Origin of the sequence: Sinorhizobium saheli (assembly GCF_001651875.1) — a bacterium.
Taxonomy (GTDB): domain Bacteria; phylum Pseudomonadota; class Alphaproteobacteria; order Rhizobiales; family Rhizobiaceae; genus Sinorhizobium; species Sinorhizobium saheli.
Genome location: NZ_LNQB01000073.1, coordinates 380,289 through 396,035, shown reverse-complemented (window position 1 = coordinate 396,035; position 15,747 = coordinate 380,289). Strand labels below are relative to the sequence as shown.

Below are 15,747 nucleotides of genomic sequence, written 5' to 3'. Positions count from 1 at the left end.
CTGGTGGGCACTTTTACCCGGCGCTCAGTGGCTTACTGCTGCGGCTGGGCCGGTTGCGCCGGGGTTGTCGGCGTCGTGCTGGAGGTGGTCGAGGTGTCGGGCTGTGCCGCGTCACGCTCGGCCATCAACTGCGCCTTCGTCTTGAACTCCGGGGCGGCCTTCAGCGTGTCCGCCGTTTCGGTGGTCGTCAGCTTCAGCGTCCCGCTGTCGGGCTGCTCGGCGATCTCGATGCGGTCGAACGGGACCGCGACGTTCTTCTCGCCGATGCCGAGGAAGCCGCCGACGCCGATGACCGCGGCTTCGACGCCGCCGTCCTTCTTGATGAGCAGGTCATTGATCTCGCCGATGCTCTCATCGGCGGCATTGTAGACCGACTGGCCCATATAGGCGCTCGCGGCGATCTGTTCATCGGCCTGCTGCGTCAGGTAATCGGTTTCCTTGGCCATCTCCGTGCCAGTGTCAGGCGCCGGAGTCTGGGCCTGGTCAGCCGGCGCCGGTGTCGTCGGAGCCGGTTGCGGTTGCATCTGCTGCGTTTCGGCCGGCGGCGTCGTGGTCTCCTGTGCGTAGATCGTCGGGGCAACGGCAACGCCCACGAGAAGAGCGCCAGCGGCAACGGAAGAAATAAGGGTCTTTTTCATGTCAGACTGCCTTTCGTTGACGTTGTCGAACTACTGCATGTTTTCTCGAATCGACCTCGACCTGAGGACAAAGACATGCAGCAATTTCACGGTCCTACAGCCACCGTTCCGCGTCCGATGACGTGCGGCGCTGTAGGTGCAGCATTCGGCCGGCGTTACTGCGCCGGGACACTCAAGCAACGCCCGGGGGCGCAAACTGTTCCCGAAAATGAAGCGGAAGTTCGCGAGTACTGAAAGGAGAAGCGGGGTCGATTCAGACGGTTGTTCGTCGCGCCGGCAAGTCGTCGGTCTTTATTGTGCCGTCCCGACTTTAAGAAAAGGCTGAAGTTCTCCGAGGCCGACAGATACGCCGCGTGTTCGCGGAGAACACGCGGCGTATTGCGACGTCGAGTTGCGATGAATACGGGCCGGCCGCCTCGGCGTCGGGCGTCCTGTTTGACGCGCGAAGGGTCGCTGCAGAGCTTCGGCGGTCAATGGCTCTCGCGAAGCACCTCGTCGCCGCTCTTGCCGACGAGGAAATCGAGATCGGCGCCCTTGTCGGCCTGCAGCACGGTATCGTGATAGAGCTTGTAGTAGCCGCGCTGCCATTTCATTTCCGGCGGCTGCCAGGCCGCCATCCGTGCCGCCAGTTCCTCCTCGCTGATGAGGAGGTTCAACTCGCCCTTCATGGCATCCAGGCGGATGCGGTCGCCGGTCTTGACGATCGCCAGCGGGCCGCCGGCATTGGCTTCCGGGCTCACATGCAGGACCACCGTGCCGAAGGCGGTGCCGGACATGCGCGCGTCCGAGATGCGCACCATGTCGCGGACGCCCTTTTCGACGAGCCGGCGCGGAATCGGCATGTTGCCGACCTCTGCCATGCCCGGATAGCCTTTCGGGCCGCAGCCCTTGAGGACGAGGATGGTATCCTCGGTCACCGGCAGGTCCGGATCGTCGATCTTCGCCTTGAGGTCCTCGATCGTTTCGAAGACATAGGCCGGTCCCTCGTGGGACAGCAGGTGTTCGCTCGCCGCCGAAGGCTTGATCACCGCACCGTTCGGCGCAAGGTTGCCCTTCAGCACGCGAATGCCGGCGGCCGCGCGCAGCGGATTGTCGAGCGGGCGGATGACGTCGTCGTTATAGACCTCCGCACCCTCCCAATACTTCGCGATCGGTACGCCGACGACGGTCGGCGCATCGGCATGGAGCAGATGCTGGATGCGGTTCATGACCGCCGGCAGGCCGCCCGCATAGGCGAGGTCCTCGATCAGATACTTGCCCGAGGGCATGCAGTTGACGATGCAGGGCACCTGTCCGCCGACGCGGTCGAAGTCTTCCAGACAGAGATCGACGCCGGCGCGTCCGGCGATCGCCAGCATATGCACCACGGCATTGGTGGAGCCGCCGACGGCGGCATTGGCGATGATGCCGTTCTCGAAATTCTTCCGCGTCAGGATCTTCGACAGTCGGAGATCCTCGTGCACCATCTCGACGATCCGCTTGCCGGTCATGTGGGAGAGCGCCATGCGGCGGGCATCGACGGCCGGCAGCGCCGCGTTGGTCGGCAGCGACAGCCCCATGGCTTCCACCACCGAAGCCATCGTCGTTGCCGTGCCCATGGTCATGCAGACACCCGGCGAGCGCGACATGCCGCTTTCGGCGGCCATGAACTCCTGCAGGCTCATCTCGCCGGCGCGGACCGCTTCCGAGAACTTCCAGACGTCGGTGCCCGAGCCGATGTCCTTGCCTTTCCATTTGCCGTTCAGCATCGGCCCGGAGGAGACGACGATCGTCGGCAGGTCGACGGAGGCGGCCCCCATCAATTGCCCGGGCGTCGTCTTGTCGCAGCCGCCGAGCAGCACCACGCCGTCGATGCCATAGGCGCGGATCGCCTCCTCGACGTCCATCGCGAGCAGGTTGCGGAAGAGCATCGCCGTCGGCCGCATCTGCGTCTCGCCGAGCGAGGAGACCGGAAACTCGACCGGAAACCCGCCCGCTTCCCAGACGCCGCGCTTGACGCCCTCGGCAAGGATTCGCAGGTGGCTGTTGCAGGGGGTGAGCTCGGACCAGGTATTGCAGATGCCGATGATCGGACGGCCGTCGAAGACATGGTCCGGAAAGCCCTGGTTCTTCATCCAGGACCGGTGAATGAAGCCGTCCTTGTGTGTGCCGCCGTACCAATGGCGGCTTCTCAACTCTTTCTTCTTCTCGCTCATCCGAGCACTCCTTCCGATCGCGATTCAGCGCATGGATCAATTGTATGACTTTTTCCCGGCGCGGCGCCAGAACTTAATTGCGATCAGAGGCGGAAGGCGGGTTCGAAACGTCCCTTGACCTTAATGCCGAGCTCGAAGGTCTTGCCGGCATCTGGATCGGCGGCGCGTGCGCCGTCGCCCATGTCCTGCCAGGCGGATGTCACCAGCAGCCGCTCGGCCTTCGCCCCGACGAAAGCCGGGCAGCTCGGCTGCGTCGCCGGCACGGCATAGCGCGCTACCTTCCGGCCATCGGGCTTGTAGACCTCCACGGCGCCGGCACCCCAGCGGGCATTCCAGATCAACCCGTCGGCATCGCAGACGGCGCCGTCGATGTCACCGGGTGCGGCACTTTCGTCGGAAAGGACGACGGCATCGCCGGTCGGAAGCGCGGTCGCCGGATCGATATCGACCCGCATCAGGCGGTTGGCGGCCGAGTCGGTGAAATAGGCCGCCGAGCCATCCGGCGAAAAGCAGATCGCGTTCGGGATGGTGATGTTGCCGTAAAGCCTGGTCACCCGGCTGCCGGCGACGTGATAGATCGCGCCGGCATTCTTCTCGGCCTTCCGTCCCATCGTGCCGATCCAGAGTGCGCCGGAGGGATGGACGCGCCCGTCATTGGAGCGGTTGCCCGGCTTGTCCTCGAGCGTGGTGAAGAGGCTGAGCGCGTAGCTTCCAGTATCGCGGATGAAGAGGCCCTGGTCGGAGGCGATCAATTGCCGGGTCGGGTCGATCACAGCGAGCACGCTGCCGAGGAAGGGCAGGGGATGGATCGTCTTGCGGCCGCTGTCGAGATGAAGCTCATGCAGTTCCTGGCCCTTGATGTTGAACCACCAGGCCGTGCCGGTCGCCGGATCGAAGGTCGGACCCTCGCCGAGCTCGGAGGCGAAGTCGCAGAGGATGCGGCCGGAAAAGGGTGTGAGCTCGGTCATTGCCTGCCTCCATAGACGGTATCGTAGGCTGCAAGAGTGGCCGACGCACGCTCCCGGACATCCGCGCCGCTCATGCCCGGCCGGTAGAGGCTGGAGCCGAGGCCGAAGGAGCGGATGCCGATTTTCGCGTAATCGGCGAAATTCGCCTCCGAGACGCCGCCGACGGCGGCGATCTCGAGATCCGCGGGAAGCACGGCGCGGATTGCTGCGATGCCTGAGGGGCCGAGGACGCTCGCCGGGAAGAATTTGAGCCCGGACGCTCCGGCCGCGGCCGCCGCCAGCGCCTCCGTCGGCGTGAAGACGCCCGGCATCGTCACCATGCCCTTCGCCTTGGCAAGCCGAATGACCGAAGGCTCGACATTCGGGCTCACCATCAGCCGCCCGCCGACATCGGCGAGGCGTTCCACATCGGCGGTCGTCAGCACCGTGCCGGCGCCGATCAGGCAGCCGGGCGGAGCCATGGTCACCGCCGTTTCGATGGAACGGAACGGATCGGGCGAATTGAGCGGAATCTCGATTGCGGTGAATCCCGTCTCGATCAGGGCGCCGACCACGTCTTCGGCTTCTTCGGGCTTCAACCCTCGCAGGATGGCGATGAGCGGATATTTCATCGGCGGCAGGGGAATGCGATCCATGTTCTTTTTTTCCGTCAGAGGGGCCAAATCGCCCGGGCCGCGGCCGAAAGCCCGGCGCGCACCGCGTCGTCGGCGTCGACGAGTCGGACCATGAGGCCGAGGCTTTCAAGGGCGGCGCGATAAATCGTGCCGAGCCCGCCCGAGGCGACGAGGCAGATGCTGTCCGCCGGCGTCGCGGCGGCGAGCGCCCCGGCGATCTCGAGGCCGATCAGCGTGCCGGAGAGCCGGGCCCTCGCGTCGGCGGCGCCGGTGCCGTGGAGAAGCTGGCCGGCCCGCACGGAGAACAAGAGGTTCGTCGCGAGTGCCGGATTGTCGCGCGCGCTGCGGACGGCCTCGGCAAAGGCGAGGCTCCCGGCCGGAAAGGTATCCGCATCCGCGACGGCGTGGCTTAGAATCGTGTGGCGCGAGACGACATCGAAGAGCTCGCCCGTCATGAAGGTGGAGAAGCCCTCGACCGTCTCGTCGACCAGGCGTACCCATTTGCTGTGCGTTCCGGGCATGCAGACGAGATGCCTGCCGCCGCCGAGCATCCCCGCGGCGCCGAGGAGCTGCGTCTCCTCGCCACGCATCACGTCCGGGTGTTGCCTGTCGCGCTGGGCGAGTCCGGGGAGAATGCGGATGTCGCGATCGACGTCCGGGACGGGGATGGCCTGGCCGGCAATGGCGGAAAGGGCCGCCGGCGTTTCGATATAGCCGGCCTCTTTCCAGCCCTGGCGGGCACCCGCCATGCCGCAGATGATGATGGGGAGATGCGCGGGCGCCGAGACGGCGGAAAGATGATGGTCGAGGACCGCATGAAAGCCGGTCTTTGCCGCGGTCGTCATCCCCTCCGCGCTGCGGCGTTCGGCCAGCACCGCCCCGTCCTCCCCGATGATCCACAGGCGGAAACTCGAGGTTCCCCAGTCCACCGCGGCATAATAGCCTGCCATCATCAAAACACGCCTCCATCGATGATCATCGTCTGTGCCGTCATCGCCGCCGAGCAGTCCGAGGCCAGGAAAAGACACGGCCCGACGAGGTCGTCGGCAACCAGCATGCGCTTCAGGCACTGCTTCTCCTGCATCCGGGCGATCGATTCGTCGGTGAGCCAGAGCCGGCGCTGCCGCTCGGTGACGATCATGCCCGGCAGGATGGCGTTGACGCGGATATTGTCCGGTCCGAGGCTTCCGGCGAGCGACTTGGTCAGTCCGATGATCCCTGCCTTGGCGGTGGCATAGGCGGGAATGTCCGGCATGTTCAGCATGAAGGCGATCGAGGAGAAGTTGATGATCGATCCGCCGCCCTGCCGGCGCAGATGCGGCGCGATCTGCTGGCTCATGAAGAAGAAATGCCTGAGGTTGACGGAAAGGCTCTCGTCCCAGCTCTCCTCGGTGACGGCTTCAAGCGGCTGGCGGTCGTCGCGTGCGGCGTTGTTGACGAGGACGTGGACCGCGCCGAGCGCCGCGACGGCCGCTCCGGCGGCGTTCCGAGCCGCCTCGACGTCGCGCAGATCGGCGGCGATGAACTGCGGTGCCCGTCCGGTCTCGGCGGCGAGCCTCTCACATAGGGCGCGACTGGGCTCCTCGGCGATGTCGATGAAGGCAACGCGCGCGCCCTGTCGCAGGAAGCCGTCGACGAGGGCGGCGCCGATGCCGGAACCGCCACCGGTGACCAGCACGCCGCGATTGCGCAGGTCGGGAAACTGGCTGCTCGGCAAGGTCATGGGAATTGGGCCTCTCCCCGGTGCCGCAGATGCGGAACTGGAGTTCCAATATGTGGAACGATGTTTTATTATCTGGAATTATCGCGCCAAGGCTTTTATCCTGTCAAGGTGGCGCGGCCGATGAAAGGCGGATGAAATGAATCGGACGAGGGCGGACGGCGTGCAGGAGGAGACCGGCGGCACCGGTACGCTCGGCAAGGCCATGGCCGTGCTCGAGGCGGTGGCGATGGCCGATCGGCCCCAGCGTTTCACGGACATATTGCAGGCGGTCCGCCAGCCGCGCGGCACGCTGCACCGGCTTCTCGCGCATCTGGTCGAAGAGGGCCTGCTGGTGCAGCGCCGGGACCTGTCCTACGAGCCCGGGCTGCGCCTTTTGAAATTCGCCTACCGGTCCTGGTCCGGCAACCGCTTTCGCGACATTGCCGAGCAGCACCTCTTGCGCCTGCACGAGCTGACCGGCGAGACGGTCCATCTCGGCGTGCTGCGCGAGACGGAGATCATCTATGTCGACAAGGTCGAGAGCCGGCAGACGGTGCGCATGAGCTCGCAGATCGGCAAGGCCTCGCCGGCCTATTGCACGGGAATCGGCAAGGCGGCGCTGTCGTCGCTTGCCCGAAGCGAGGCGGAGCGCATTGCAGCACGCATGGAATTCCACCCGTTCACAGCCCATACCCATCGCTCGGCGGCGTCGTTGCTCGCTGAAATCGAGGTGATTCGTCGCGACGGGCATGCGTTCGACCGCGAGGAGCATGAGGCCGAGATCTGCTGCGTGGCGGCGCCCATCGCCGTTCCGGAACACGATCTGGTTGCCGGCATTTCGGTGACCGGGCCGTCCTACCGCGTCAGCACGGCGCAGCTTGCCGCCTGGGCGGCGGACGTGCGCAGGGCGGCGGCCGAGATCGAGGAGGAAGTGAGGATCCGTCTCGGCCCGCGGCGGGATGGGCGTTAGCTTTACGGTAAATTAGAAGTTTCGACTAGACGAAAAGCTTCAAGATAAGTAGTTTACAACCGATCAGTTCGCCTCCACGACTGGTTGCACACGCGCGGGCTGCAGGTTCTTCCTGGCCGAAGCTGTGATAGATGACGACGTCGCGGGCCGTGCTGCGGCCCGAGGCGCAATGTTCGGGAGACGGGCGGAAGATGATCAATTTCAGCGCGGACATATCCTCATTGATTCTTCCCGATGGCCGCTCGGTCAGCGAGCCGATCGACAGTGAAGACGAGATCAGGCGCGCTCTCGAGCGGGTATCCGACGCCTACGGTTTCCGTGGCTTCATGGTTCTGGCCGTTCCCGACGTCGGCTGTCACAGCCTGGCCGCGCAGGTTTTGCTGACGAGTTGGCCGCTGGAATTCCTCAGGCGCTACGACAGTGCCGGCCTGTTCGACGGCAGCCCCGTCATCCAGAGGCTGCGGCGCAGCACGATCCCGTTCACCTATGACGCGCATCTGCTGGCGCGACGGCGCCTGGACGGCAAGGGCGACGCCGCCGTCGGCGTCTTCGAGCAGGCCAACATGCCGCGCGGCGTCTACCTGCCGGTGCATGACGCTGCCGGCAATCGCGCCGCGATCGCCTTTGGCGGCGACCGGCCAACCGTTTCCGACGACGAATTGCAGGCGCTCAACTTGTGGGCCGGGCTTCTTTACAGCCGGTTGAGCGAGTTGAGAACGCAGAGGAGGCGCGGCCCCGCGAGCCTCTCCCGGCGTGAGATCGAGTGCCTCCGCTGGGCCGCGGCGGGCAAGACGACCGTGGAGATGGCGCGGATCCTGGCGCTGTCGGAATACACGGTCAACCATTACCTGAACCGCGCGACCCGCAAGTTGGATTCGGTCAATCGTGTTCAGACCGTTGCCAAGGCGATGCGCGCCGGACTCATCAATTGAGGCATTGCCTGCGAATGCATGTCGCCCAAGAGAGTGCAGCGGTTTGGGCTAACGACATGCACGAGAACAAGGGTCATGCACGCCGCGTGTCGAAGACGGGCAAACGTTGCCGCGACTTTTCGAATCGGTGCAGGTTCTCATCCCCAAGTCGGCTCGACCTGCGGAAATGCGCGGCAAATCGGGGCGCCTCGAGGGGATGATGATCGCGAATCACGATCTGGCTGCCTCCGCCGGTACCGCTCGCGAAAGCGTGGCACGTATCCGGAAGGCGCGGTGAAATACACAGGCTTTTGCGTCTGGAAGGTGACGATTGTCAATCGCCTGTTGGCATTGGTCGAGGGCTCAGGCTATTTGATAACTGATGGATCCCATGGAACGCGCTCATGCAAGATACGATGACGATCGGGATGACTGACACCGATCTGCCCCGGGGCGGCGATTTCGCGTCTGAGATCGCACGGCTGGAGACCCAGTTCGATATCATCCGCTACATGCGGCGGATCACGCAGATATTCGGCTTCAAGACCTTCCTCATTTGCGCGATTCCGGCGATCGACGTCGAGCGCCTGTCCACGAGCACGCTCATCTCCAACATGCCGGCCGAACTCCTCAACAAGTACGACAGCCTGTCGATGCTGCGCTTCAGCACCGGCGTGCGGCGCCTCAGGGAGACGACGACGCCGTTCCAGATCAGGCTCGAGGACTGGGAGAAGGAGAGCGGCACGCCTGGGTCGGCAGCGGATTACATCGCGATGCTGCGTCAGAACGGCATCTTCCAGGCCGATTACTTCCCGGTCCATGACGCCGAAGGCGGTCGCGGGGCGGTCATCCTGATGGGCCCGGAGGCGGAGCTTCCGATGACGGCGGCGATGGAACTGCAGATGATCTCGATCCACGTCTATAACCGCCTGGCCGAGATCGGCTCGGTCTGGAGGAACAGCAACACGGTGCTTTCGGAGCGCGAGATCCAGTGCCTGAGCTGGACGGCCGCCGGCAAGACCAGTGCCGAAATCGCCGGCATCCTCGGCCTGTCCGAGCACACCGTCAATCACTACCTCAACCACGTCACCAAGAAGCTCGACGCCGTCAACCGCACGCAGGCGGTCGTGAAGGCGATGAAGAAGGGCTACATAAGCTAACACGGCGGCGGTCTGCTCAATCGCCGGGCTCGGTCATGTCCCCAAATCATGCGCATGCTCCGAAACTGGGCACCGGCAACCTTCCCACCTTCGCGGTCTCCTTCTTCATCCCACTGAAATTGTTGACATCCGGGCGGTACCCGCAATCTGGCACGCATCCTGCATCTCCATCGTCGTGTCCAGAGGGGGACATTGCATGATGCTGCGACCGGAATAGATTTGGGACGACATCATGCAGGCAATGCAGCGACCGCGCGTGTCCGAACGCATGGCGCTGCGCCAAATAAGACAGCGCCCAAGAAGGTCGCGAAAAGGGCCGCCACCGATCCCCGTGATCCCGGATGTAAGGACACGCGGATCGGCGGGCGGCCCTTCATTTGCGCATCTGTCGCATTGGCGAAGCGGCCCGCCTCGACTATTTACTGCGTAGTTCCTTAAATCGGATTCGATTTGGGAATAGATTGCCCAGAGTTCCAGGCGCGAACCGGGCGAACGGAACGAGAGACGAGAGGCCGATATGCCGGATGTGACCAGGGAAATGGTTCTTGAGAAGCTGCGGACCGTGCGCGGCCCGGAGATGGAAGGCAATATCGTCGATCTCGGCCTTGTCTCCGATGTCTTCATTTCCGACGGTAAGGCCTATTTCTCGATCACCGTGCCGGCGGAGCGGGCGAAGGAGCTCGAACCGATGCGGGCCGCCGCCGAGCGGGTCGTGCGCGAGATACCCGGCGTCAAGGCGGCGATGGTTGCGCTGACCGCTGATCGCAAGGCCGCGCCCCAGGCCGGCCCGGTCGAGCGGCCGCGGTCCGCACCACCGGGCGGACAGCCGCATGGCCGTGCCGCCGGTGGGCCGGCCGCCAAGGCGGGCATTCCGGGCGTCGGCGCGATCATTGCCGTTGCCTCCGGCAAAGGCGGCGTCGGCAAGTCCACGACGTCGGTCAACCTGGCGCTGGGGCTTCAGGCGAACGGCCTGAAGGTCGGGCTCCTCGATGCCGATATCTACGGACCTTCGATGCCGCGGTTGTTGAAGATTTCCGGCCGGCCGCAGCAGATCGAGGGCCGGCTCATCCGTCCGATGGAGAACTACGGGCTCAAGGTGATGTCGATGGGCTTCCTCGTCGACGAGGAGGTCGCGATGATCTGGCGCGGCCCGATGATCCAGTCGGCGCTCCTGCAGATGCTGCGCGAGGTCGCCTGGGGCGAGCTCGACGTTCTCGTCGTCGACATGCCGCCCGGTACCGGCGACGCGCAATTGACGATGGCCCAGCAGGTGCCGCTTGCCGGCGCCATCATCGTCTCGACGCCGCAGGACCTGGCGCTCGTCGACGCCCGCAAGGGCATTCAGATGTTCCGCAAGGTCGAGGTGCCGCTCCTCGGCATCATCGAGAACATGAGCTATTTCGTCGCGCCGGATACCGGCAAGCGCTACGACATCTTCGGTCATGGCGGCGCGCGCAAGGAGGCCGAACGCATCGGCGTGCCCTTCCTCGGCGAAGTCCCTCTGACCATGGGGATCCGCGAAACGTCGGACGCCGGAACGCCGCTGGTCGTGTCTGAACCCGAGGGCGAGATCGCGCATATATACCGCGACATCGCCGTGCGCGTCTGGGAGCGGATATCGACCGCACAGAAGAGCCGCGCCGTGCCCGACATCGTCTTCGAGTGATTTGGTCTTCGCCGAACCGAACCGAGCCGGCCCGGTAAATCCGGTATCGATCTTGGAAATAATGCTTTGCGGTCCGCGCCGTTGCGTGCCGGAGGCGTAAGGCCGCGGGCACGTCGCATGCGCAAAGGCCATTGATTTTGCGCGGGCGTTGCGCCATATGGCTTGGCTCGCGCGCACAAGGCAAGGCGAGCCGCGCGTCACGTCGGAGATTTCCGCCCAACGGCAACCGGCCGGGAAATCGTCGATCCAGATGAATCTGCAATGTGGAAATCGTGTGGCGGCTGATCGCTCCAAACCCCCAGAGTTCATCGTCGGCGGCCGCATGAAAAAGGCGTCCACATGATCACCGGCTATTGTGCCAACGGTGATGCTGTCACGTTGTCGACAGCGGAGCCGCCGGCGGCCCTGCGCGCCGATCTCGTCTGGATCGACCTCGTCGAGCCGACCAAGGCGGAAGACCTGATGATGGAGAGCCTGCTCGGGATTACCATTCCGACGCGGGACGACTTGAAGGACATCGAGCCGTCGAGCCGCCTCTACATCGCGGACGACGCCGTCTTCATGACCGCGTCGCTGGTCTATCGCAGCGATACCGAGATGCCGGGCCTGACCGACGTCGGCTTCATTCTCGCCGGCAAGCGGCTTGTCACCGTCCGCTACGCCGAGCCGCGGGCCTTCGGCCTCTTCAAGGCGGGGATTGGTCGCTTCCCCGGCGGCTGCCGCAACGGCGTGGTGATCCTGACCCGGTTGCTCGAGACGATTGCGGACCGGACGGCGGAAATTCTCGAGCAGGCCGTCCTCAGGATCGACGGCCTGTCGCTCGAGGTTTTTGGCGACAAGACTTCCGCCCGGCGCCGGCCGCCGCAATTCCTCGAAGCGCGCCTGCGCGATGTGGCTGGGCACCACCGGCTCGTCGCCAAGACGCGCGACAGTCTCGCTTCGCTATCGAGGCTGCTGACCTTCGTCTATACCCTTCCCGACGTGCAGGAGGACAAGGACAGTCGGGAGCTTTGCCGTTCGATATCCAGGGACATCCAGTCGCTTTCCGAACACGCTGCCTTCATTTCGGGCAACATCACGTTCCTGCTCGATGCCTCGCTCGGCCTCATCAACGTCGAGCAGAATGCGATCATCAAGATCTTCTCGATCGCCTCGGTCGTTCTTTTGCCGCCGACATTGGTCGCGTCGATCTATGGCATGAACTTTCGCGTAATGCCCGAGCTCGACTGGCAGTTCGGCTATCCGTGGGCGCTCGCGGCGATGGTGCTTTCGGCCCTCATCCCCTTCTTCTTTTTCCGCTGGAAAGGCTGGCTTTAAGAGCCTGTTGGACGTCCATGTCTCAATTGTCTGCCCCTGCCATCCATGGGTCCGAGAATATGCGCCGGCTGCTCGCCATGGCACTCGGGTCCGTCGGCGTCGTTTATGGCGACATCGGCACGAGTCCGCTCTATGCCTTCCGTGAAGCGCTGCGGCCGGTCGCCCACGACGGTGTCACGGATGTCGAGGTCATCGGCCTGATCTCCATGATGATCTGGTCGCTGACGATCATCGTCACCATCAAATACGTGCTGTTCCTGCTGCGGGCTGACAACCAGGGCGAGGGCGGCACGCTCTCGCTGCTCGCGCTCCTGATGAAGACGGCCAATGGCCATGCAGCGATCCTGTTCTTCATGGGGATCGCGGGGGCGGCTCTCTTCATCGGCGACGCAATGATCACGCCGGCGCTTTCGGTTCTCTCGGCCGTCGAAGGCCTGAAGCTGGTGACGCCGGCGCTCAGCGACTATGTCGTTCCGATCGCCGTGGTGATCCTCCTCGCCTTGTTTGCGGTGCAATCGAAGGGGACGGGGGCCGTCTCCAATTTCTTCGGCCCGATCACGCTCGTCTGGTTCCTGGTCATGGGCGGGGTCGGTGTCGCCCATATCGCCGACGACCTGTCGATCTTCGCCGCCTTCAATCCGCTCTACGCCGCCACCTTCATGTGGAACGAAGGCTATGTGGGCATCGTTGTTCTCGGCGCCGTCTTCCTGACGGTCACCGGCGCGGAAGCGCTTTACGCGGACCTCGGCCATTTCGGGCGTCGGCCGATCCAATGGGCCTGGTTCGTCATCGTCTTCCCGGCGCTGACGCTGAACTACCTGGGCCAGGGCGCCTTCATCCTCGACAATCCCGAGGCGATGTCGGACCCGTTCTTCCTGATGTTCCCGAAATGGGCGCTGCTGCCGGTCGTCATCCTTGCGACGGCGGCGACCATCATCGCCAGCCAGGCGGTGATCACCGGCGCCTTCTCGCTGACGCGCCAGGCCATCCACCTGGGCTTCCTGCCGCGCATGGCGATCTTCCACACGTCCGAGACCCACACCGGCCAGATCTACCTGCCGAACGTCAACACGCTGTTGATGTTCGGCGTCATGGCGCTCGTCTTCGTCTTCGGTTCGTCGGAGGCGCTGGCGACCGCCTACGGCATCTCCGTCACCGGCGCCATGGTGGTGACCACGGTGCTTTCCTTCGAGTTCCTGCGCAGCCGCTGGAACTGGTCGGCCTGGTGGGCGGCCGGGGCATTGCTGCCGCTCTTCCTGCTGGAATCCGTCTTCCTCGGCGCCAACATGCTGAAGGTCCATGATGGCGGCTATGTGCCGATCCTGATCGCCGCCACCTTCATCGTCGTCATGTGGACGTGGAAGCGCGGCACGGCGCTGCTGCATGCCAAGACGCGTCACATCGACATTCCGCTCGCGAGCTTCATCAAGTCGATCGAGCGCAAGAGCGAGCATGCGCCGGTCGAGGTGCCCGGGACCGCGATCTTCCTCACCGGCGATCCGGATTCCACCCCCGCCGCCCTGCTGCACAACATCAAGCACAATCACGTGCTGCATCAGCAGAATTTCATCCTGACGATCCGCACCGCCAACACCCCGAAGGTCCCGAAGGAGGATCGCGTCAGCGTCCGGCCGCTTTCGGAACGGTTCACCCTGCTGGAGATGAAGTTCGGCTTCATGGAAACGCAGAACGTCTCGCAGGCGCTCGGCCTCTTCCGCAAGTCGGGCCTGAAGTTCGACATCATGTCGACCTCCTTCTATCTCGGCCGGCGCAAGCTGGTGCCCGATGCCGAGTCCGGCATGCCCTATTGGCAGGACCGCCTTTTCATCGCGCTCGCCGGCGCGGCGATCGATCCGTCGGACTACTTCCGCCTGCCGACGAACCGCGTGGTCGAGCTCGGCTCGCATGTGATCATCTGATCGCGCGCCCATTCCGCGATGAATTGCCCTTGGTTCAACCCCCCGGGAAATGCTCCTCACCCTAACTCTCTCCCCATAAGGACTCCGTAAGGACGGGAGAGGGCATGACGGGGGGGCCGCGAGTCCCTCTTCCCGGGTGCGGAGAAGCTGCCGGCAACGGATGAGGGTCGGCCGCGCAATCCCCTCACCCCGCACGCGTTGACGCCCAGGCGCTACAAGACCATTCCGCATTAACCAAACATCAAGGTTAATGCTTCATTTTCAAGGCTCGAACGAAGCGGTCCGCTCAGCCGTCCGGTCGCTTCCGAAACTTAAGCGTCCTGCATGGAATCTTGCTGTCGGTCGCTGCATGTCTTCATCCTCGAATCTGCCCCGATTCAAGGAAACCTGCCGCCGCCGGCCTGCGAGAGCGCGTGCCCGAGTAAGAGTTGCGTGGAGCCGACCGGTGCGTAAGAGTAAGAAAGTGCGTCGCAAGTTTCGCCTGTCCCTCGCGGCCTGGCACGCGCCGGCGATCATCGGCCTGGCGATCTTCCTCGGCTTTCCCTCGGTCGCCGCCTATGCGGATCTCGCGACGTTCCTCTCCGGCATCAATCGTGGCGGCGAGCGCTGGCGCATGTATCTGACTCAATCGCCGGCCGGTTCAGTCCACGATGTCGAGATGGTCTTCAGCGATCCGATCACCGCCGGCGCGCTCGACGGCGGAGCCGGGATAACGCTGCCGGACGGCAGCCGCGTCGCCCTGACGGCGGAGACCAAGCACCAGGGGACGCCGGACGAAGATCGCGTCACCCGCAAGCTCAAGAAGGGGCGCATCGTCGCCGTCACCCCGGTGACGCCGCCGAAGGACTTTACCGCGGGCTCGATCCTGCAGCGGACAAGCGCGCTGATGGAGCCCACGTTCGACAGCCAGGAGAAGATGATCTTCGCCAAGCCGAAGATCAAAGGCAAGGAGATCGAGATCGCCACGGCCTTCTACCGGAAAAGGCCGCCGAAGCCCGAGCCCGGCCTTTCGCCGATGCTCGCCAAGCTCGTCACCAACGAAAAGCCCGATATCCTTGCGACCGCCTATGTCCGGCCCGAGCCGGACTATGCGCGCGAATCGCCCTTCGATTCGATCCTGCGCGAGGACAGCAACGGCGGCCGCTTCATTCCGGACATCTCGCCCGACGATCACGCCTGGGCCGCAACGCCCCTGCCGCCTGGAGTCTTCAGCAAGGAGGAGCAGACCTGCCTCGCGGAAGGCATCTATTTCGAGGCGCGCAGCGAACCCCTGAAAGGCCAGGCCGCAGTTGCCCAGGTGATTCTCAATCGCGTCCGCAATCCGACCTACCCGAAGACCATCTGCGGCGTAGTTTACCAGAACAAGGCCTGGCGCAACCGCTGCCAGTTCTCCTTCGCCTGCGACATGATCCGAGACCTGATCTATTCGCGCTCGCACTGGAAGACCGCCAAGGAAGTCGCCATGGCGGTGACCGCCGGCAAGATCTGGTTGCCGGAGGTCGGTTCCGCGACGCATTATCACGCCACCTATGTGAAGCCGGCCTGGGCGAAGACGATGAAACGGGTGGGCCAGATCGGCCTGCACATCTTCTATCGCACCTATGGCGGCGGCTGGAGCTGATCCACGCTTTGAGTTCTGATCGATCGGCGAGCGTCGAGCCCGGGCCGCAAGGCCGCGCGGATGGCG

General features: G+C 64.4%; 13 protein-coding genes. 7 read left to right on the top strand and 6 right to left on the bottom strand.

Translation table 11 applies throughout. The annotated features are described in order from the left end of the window. Positions 1-32 precede the first annotated feature (32 nt). The 6 genes from ATB98_RS15295 to ATB98_RS15270 form a co-directional block, all read right to left on the bottom strand. Complete coding sequence (locus ATB98_RS15295; protein WP_066875102.1) at positions 33-638, bottom strand: PRC-barrel domain-containing protein; 606 nt, start codon at positions 636-638, stop codon at positions 33-35. A gap of 470 nt (positions 639-1,108) precedes the next feature. Beyond that, complete coding sequence (locus tag ATB98_RS15290) at positions 1,109-2,833, bottom strand: IlvD/Edd family dehydratase (RefSeq protein ID WP_066875100.1); 1,725 nt, start codon at positions 2,831-2,833, stop codon at positions 1,109-1,111. 83 nt (positions 2,834-2,916) lie between these two features. After that, a complete protein-coding gene (locus ATB98_RS15285; RefSeq protein ID WP_066875099.1) occupies positions 2,917-3,801 on the bottom strand; it encodes an SMP-30/gluconolactonase/LRE family protein in 885 nt (294 codons plus the stop codon). Next, a complete protein-coding gene (locus ATB98_RS15280) occupies positions 3,798-4,436 on the bottom strand; it encodes a 2-dehydro-3-deoxy-6-phosphogalactonate aldolase (protein WP_066875097.1) in 639 nt (212 codons plus the stop codon). Before ATB98_RS15280 ends, ATB98_RS15285 begins: the two co-directional genes overlap by 4 nt. Before the next feature lie 14 nt (positions 4,437-4,450). Next, a complete protein-coding gene (locus ATB98_RS15275) occupies positions 4,451-5,371 on the bottom strand; it encodes a 2-dehydro-3-deoxygalactonokinase (RefSeq protein WP_234781918.1) in 921 nt (306 codons plus the stop codon). Then, entirely contained in the window at positions 5,368-6,138 is a 771-nt protein-coding gene (locus ATB98_RS15270) for an SDR family NAD(P)-dependent oxidoreductase (protein ID WP_066875093.1), read from the bottom strand. Before ATB98_RS15270 ends, ATB98_RS15275 begins: the two co-directional genes overlap by 4 nt. 136 nt (positions 6,139-6,274) lie before the next feature. Here ATB98_RS15270 and ATB98_RS15265 point away from each other — a divergent pair, with 136 nt between their 5' ends. The 7 genes from ATB98_RS15265 to ATB98_RS15235 all read left to right on the top strand — a co-directional run bounded on the left by ATB98_RS15265 (position 6,275) and on the right by ATB98_RS15235 (position 15,681). Continuing rightward, a complete protein-coding gene (locus ATB98_RS15265) occupies positions 6,275-7,087 on the top strand; it encodes an IclR family transcriptional regulator (RefSeq protein ID WP_066875091.1) in 813 nt (270 codons plus the stop codon). A 191-nt stretch (positions 7,088-7,278) separates the two neighbouring features. After that, entirely contained in the window at positions 7,279-8,019 is a 741-nt protein-coding gene (locus ATB98_RS15260; RefSeq protein ID WP_066875089.1) for a LuxR family transcriptional regulator, read from the top strand. A 383-nt stretch (positions 8,020-8,402) separates the two neighbouring features. Then, positions 8,403-9,158, top strand: coding sequence for a LuxR family transcriptional regulator (locus tag ATB98_RS15255; protein ID WP_084435481.1), 756 nt, complete (start codon positions 8,403-8,405; stop codon positions 9,156-9,158). Between the two features lie 517 nt (positions 9,159-9,675). Further along, complete coding sequence (locus tag ATB98_RS15250) at positions 9,676-10,824, top strand: Mrp/NBP35 family ATP-binding protein (RefSeq protein ID WP_066875085.1); 1,149 nt, start codon at positions 9,676-9,678, stop codon at positions 10,822-10,824. A 339-nt stretch (positions 10,825-11,163) separates the two neighbouring features. Continuing rightward, positions 11,164-12,141: a magnesium transporter CorA family protein gene (locus ATB98_RS15245; RefSeq protein ID WP_066875083.1), complete on the top strand. Its 978-nt coding sequence runs from the start codon at positions 11,164-11,166 to the stop codon at positions 12,139-12,141. Positions 12,142-12,158: 17 nt separating this feature from the next. Further along, a complete protein-coding gene (locus ATB98_RS15240) occupies positions 12,159-14,060 on the top strand; it encodes a potassium transporter Kup (protein WP_066875081.1) in 1,902 nt (633 codons plus the stop codon). 445 nt (positions 14,061-14,505) lie between these two features. Then, positions 14,506-15,681: a cell wall hydrolase gene (locus ATB98_RS15235; RefSeq protein ID WP_066875079.1), complete on the top strand. Its 1,176-nt coding sequence runs from the start codon at positions 14,506-14,508 to the stop codon at positions 15,679-15,681. The last annotated feature ends 66 nt before the right edge of the window (positions 15,682-15,747 follow it).

Coding starts and splice junctions, on each gene's coding strand:
- ATB98_RS15295 (WP_066875102.1), bottom strand. CDS start 638: ATGAAAAAGACCCTTATTTCTTCCGTTGCCGCTGGCGCTCTTCTCGTG.
- ATB98_RS15290 (WP_066875100.1), bottom strand. CDS start 2,833: ATGAGCGAGAAGAAGAAAGAGTTGAGAAGCCGCCATTGGTACGGCGGC.
- ATB98_RS15285 (WP_066875099.1), bottom strand. CDS start 3,801: ATGACCGAGCTCACACCCTTTTCCGGCCGCATCCTCTGCGACTTCGCC.
- ATB98_RS15280 (WP_066875097.1), bottom strand. CDS start 4,436: ATGGATCGCATTCCCCTGCCGCCGATGAAATATCCGCTCATCGCCATC.
- ATB98_RS15270 (WP_066875093.1), bottom strand. CDS start 6,138: ATGACCTTGCCGAGCAGCCAGTTTCCCGACCTGCGCAATCGCGGCGTG.
- ATB98_RS15265 (WP_066875091.1), top strand. CDS start 6,275: ATGAATCGGACGAGGGCGGACGGCGTGCAGGAGGAGACCGGCGGCACC.
- ATB98_RS15260 (WP_066875089.1), top strand. CDS start 7,279: ATGATCAATTTCAGCGCGGACATATCCTCATTGATTCTTCCCGATGGC.
- ATB98_RS15255 (WP_084435481.1), top strand. CDS start 8,403: ATGCAAGATACGATGACGATCGGGATGACTGACACCGATCTGCCCCGG.
- ATB98_RS15250 (WP_066875085.1), top strand. CDS start 9,676: ATGCCGGATGTGACCAGGGAAATGGTTCTTGAGAAGCTGCGGACCGTG.
- ATB98_RS15245 (WP_066875083.1), top strand. CDS start 11,164: ATGATCACCGGCTATTGTGCCAACGGTGATGCTGTCACGTTGTCGACA.
- ATB98_RS15240 (WP_066875081.1), top strand. CDS start 12,159: ATGTCTCAATTGTCTGCCCCTGCCATCCATGGGTCCGAGAATATGCGC.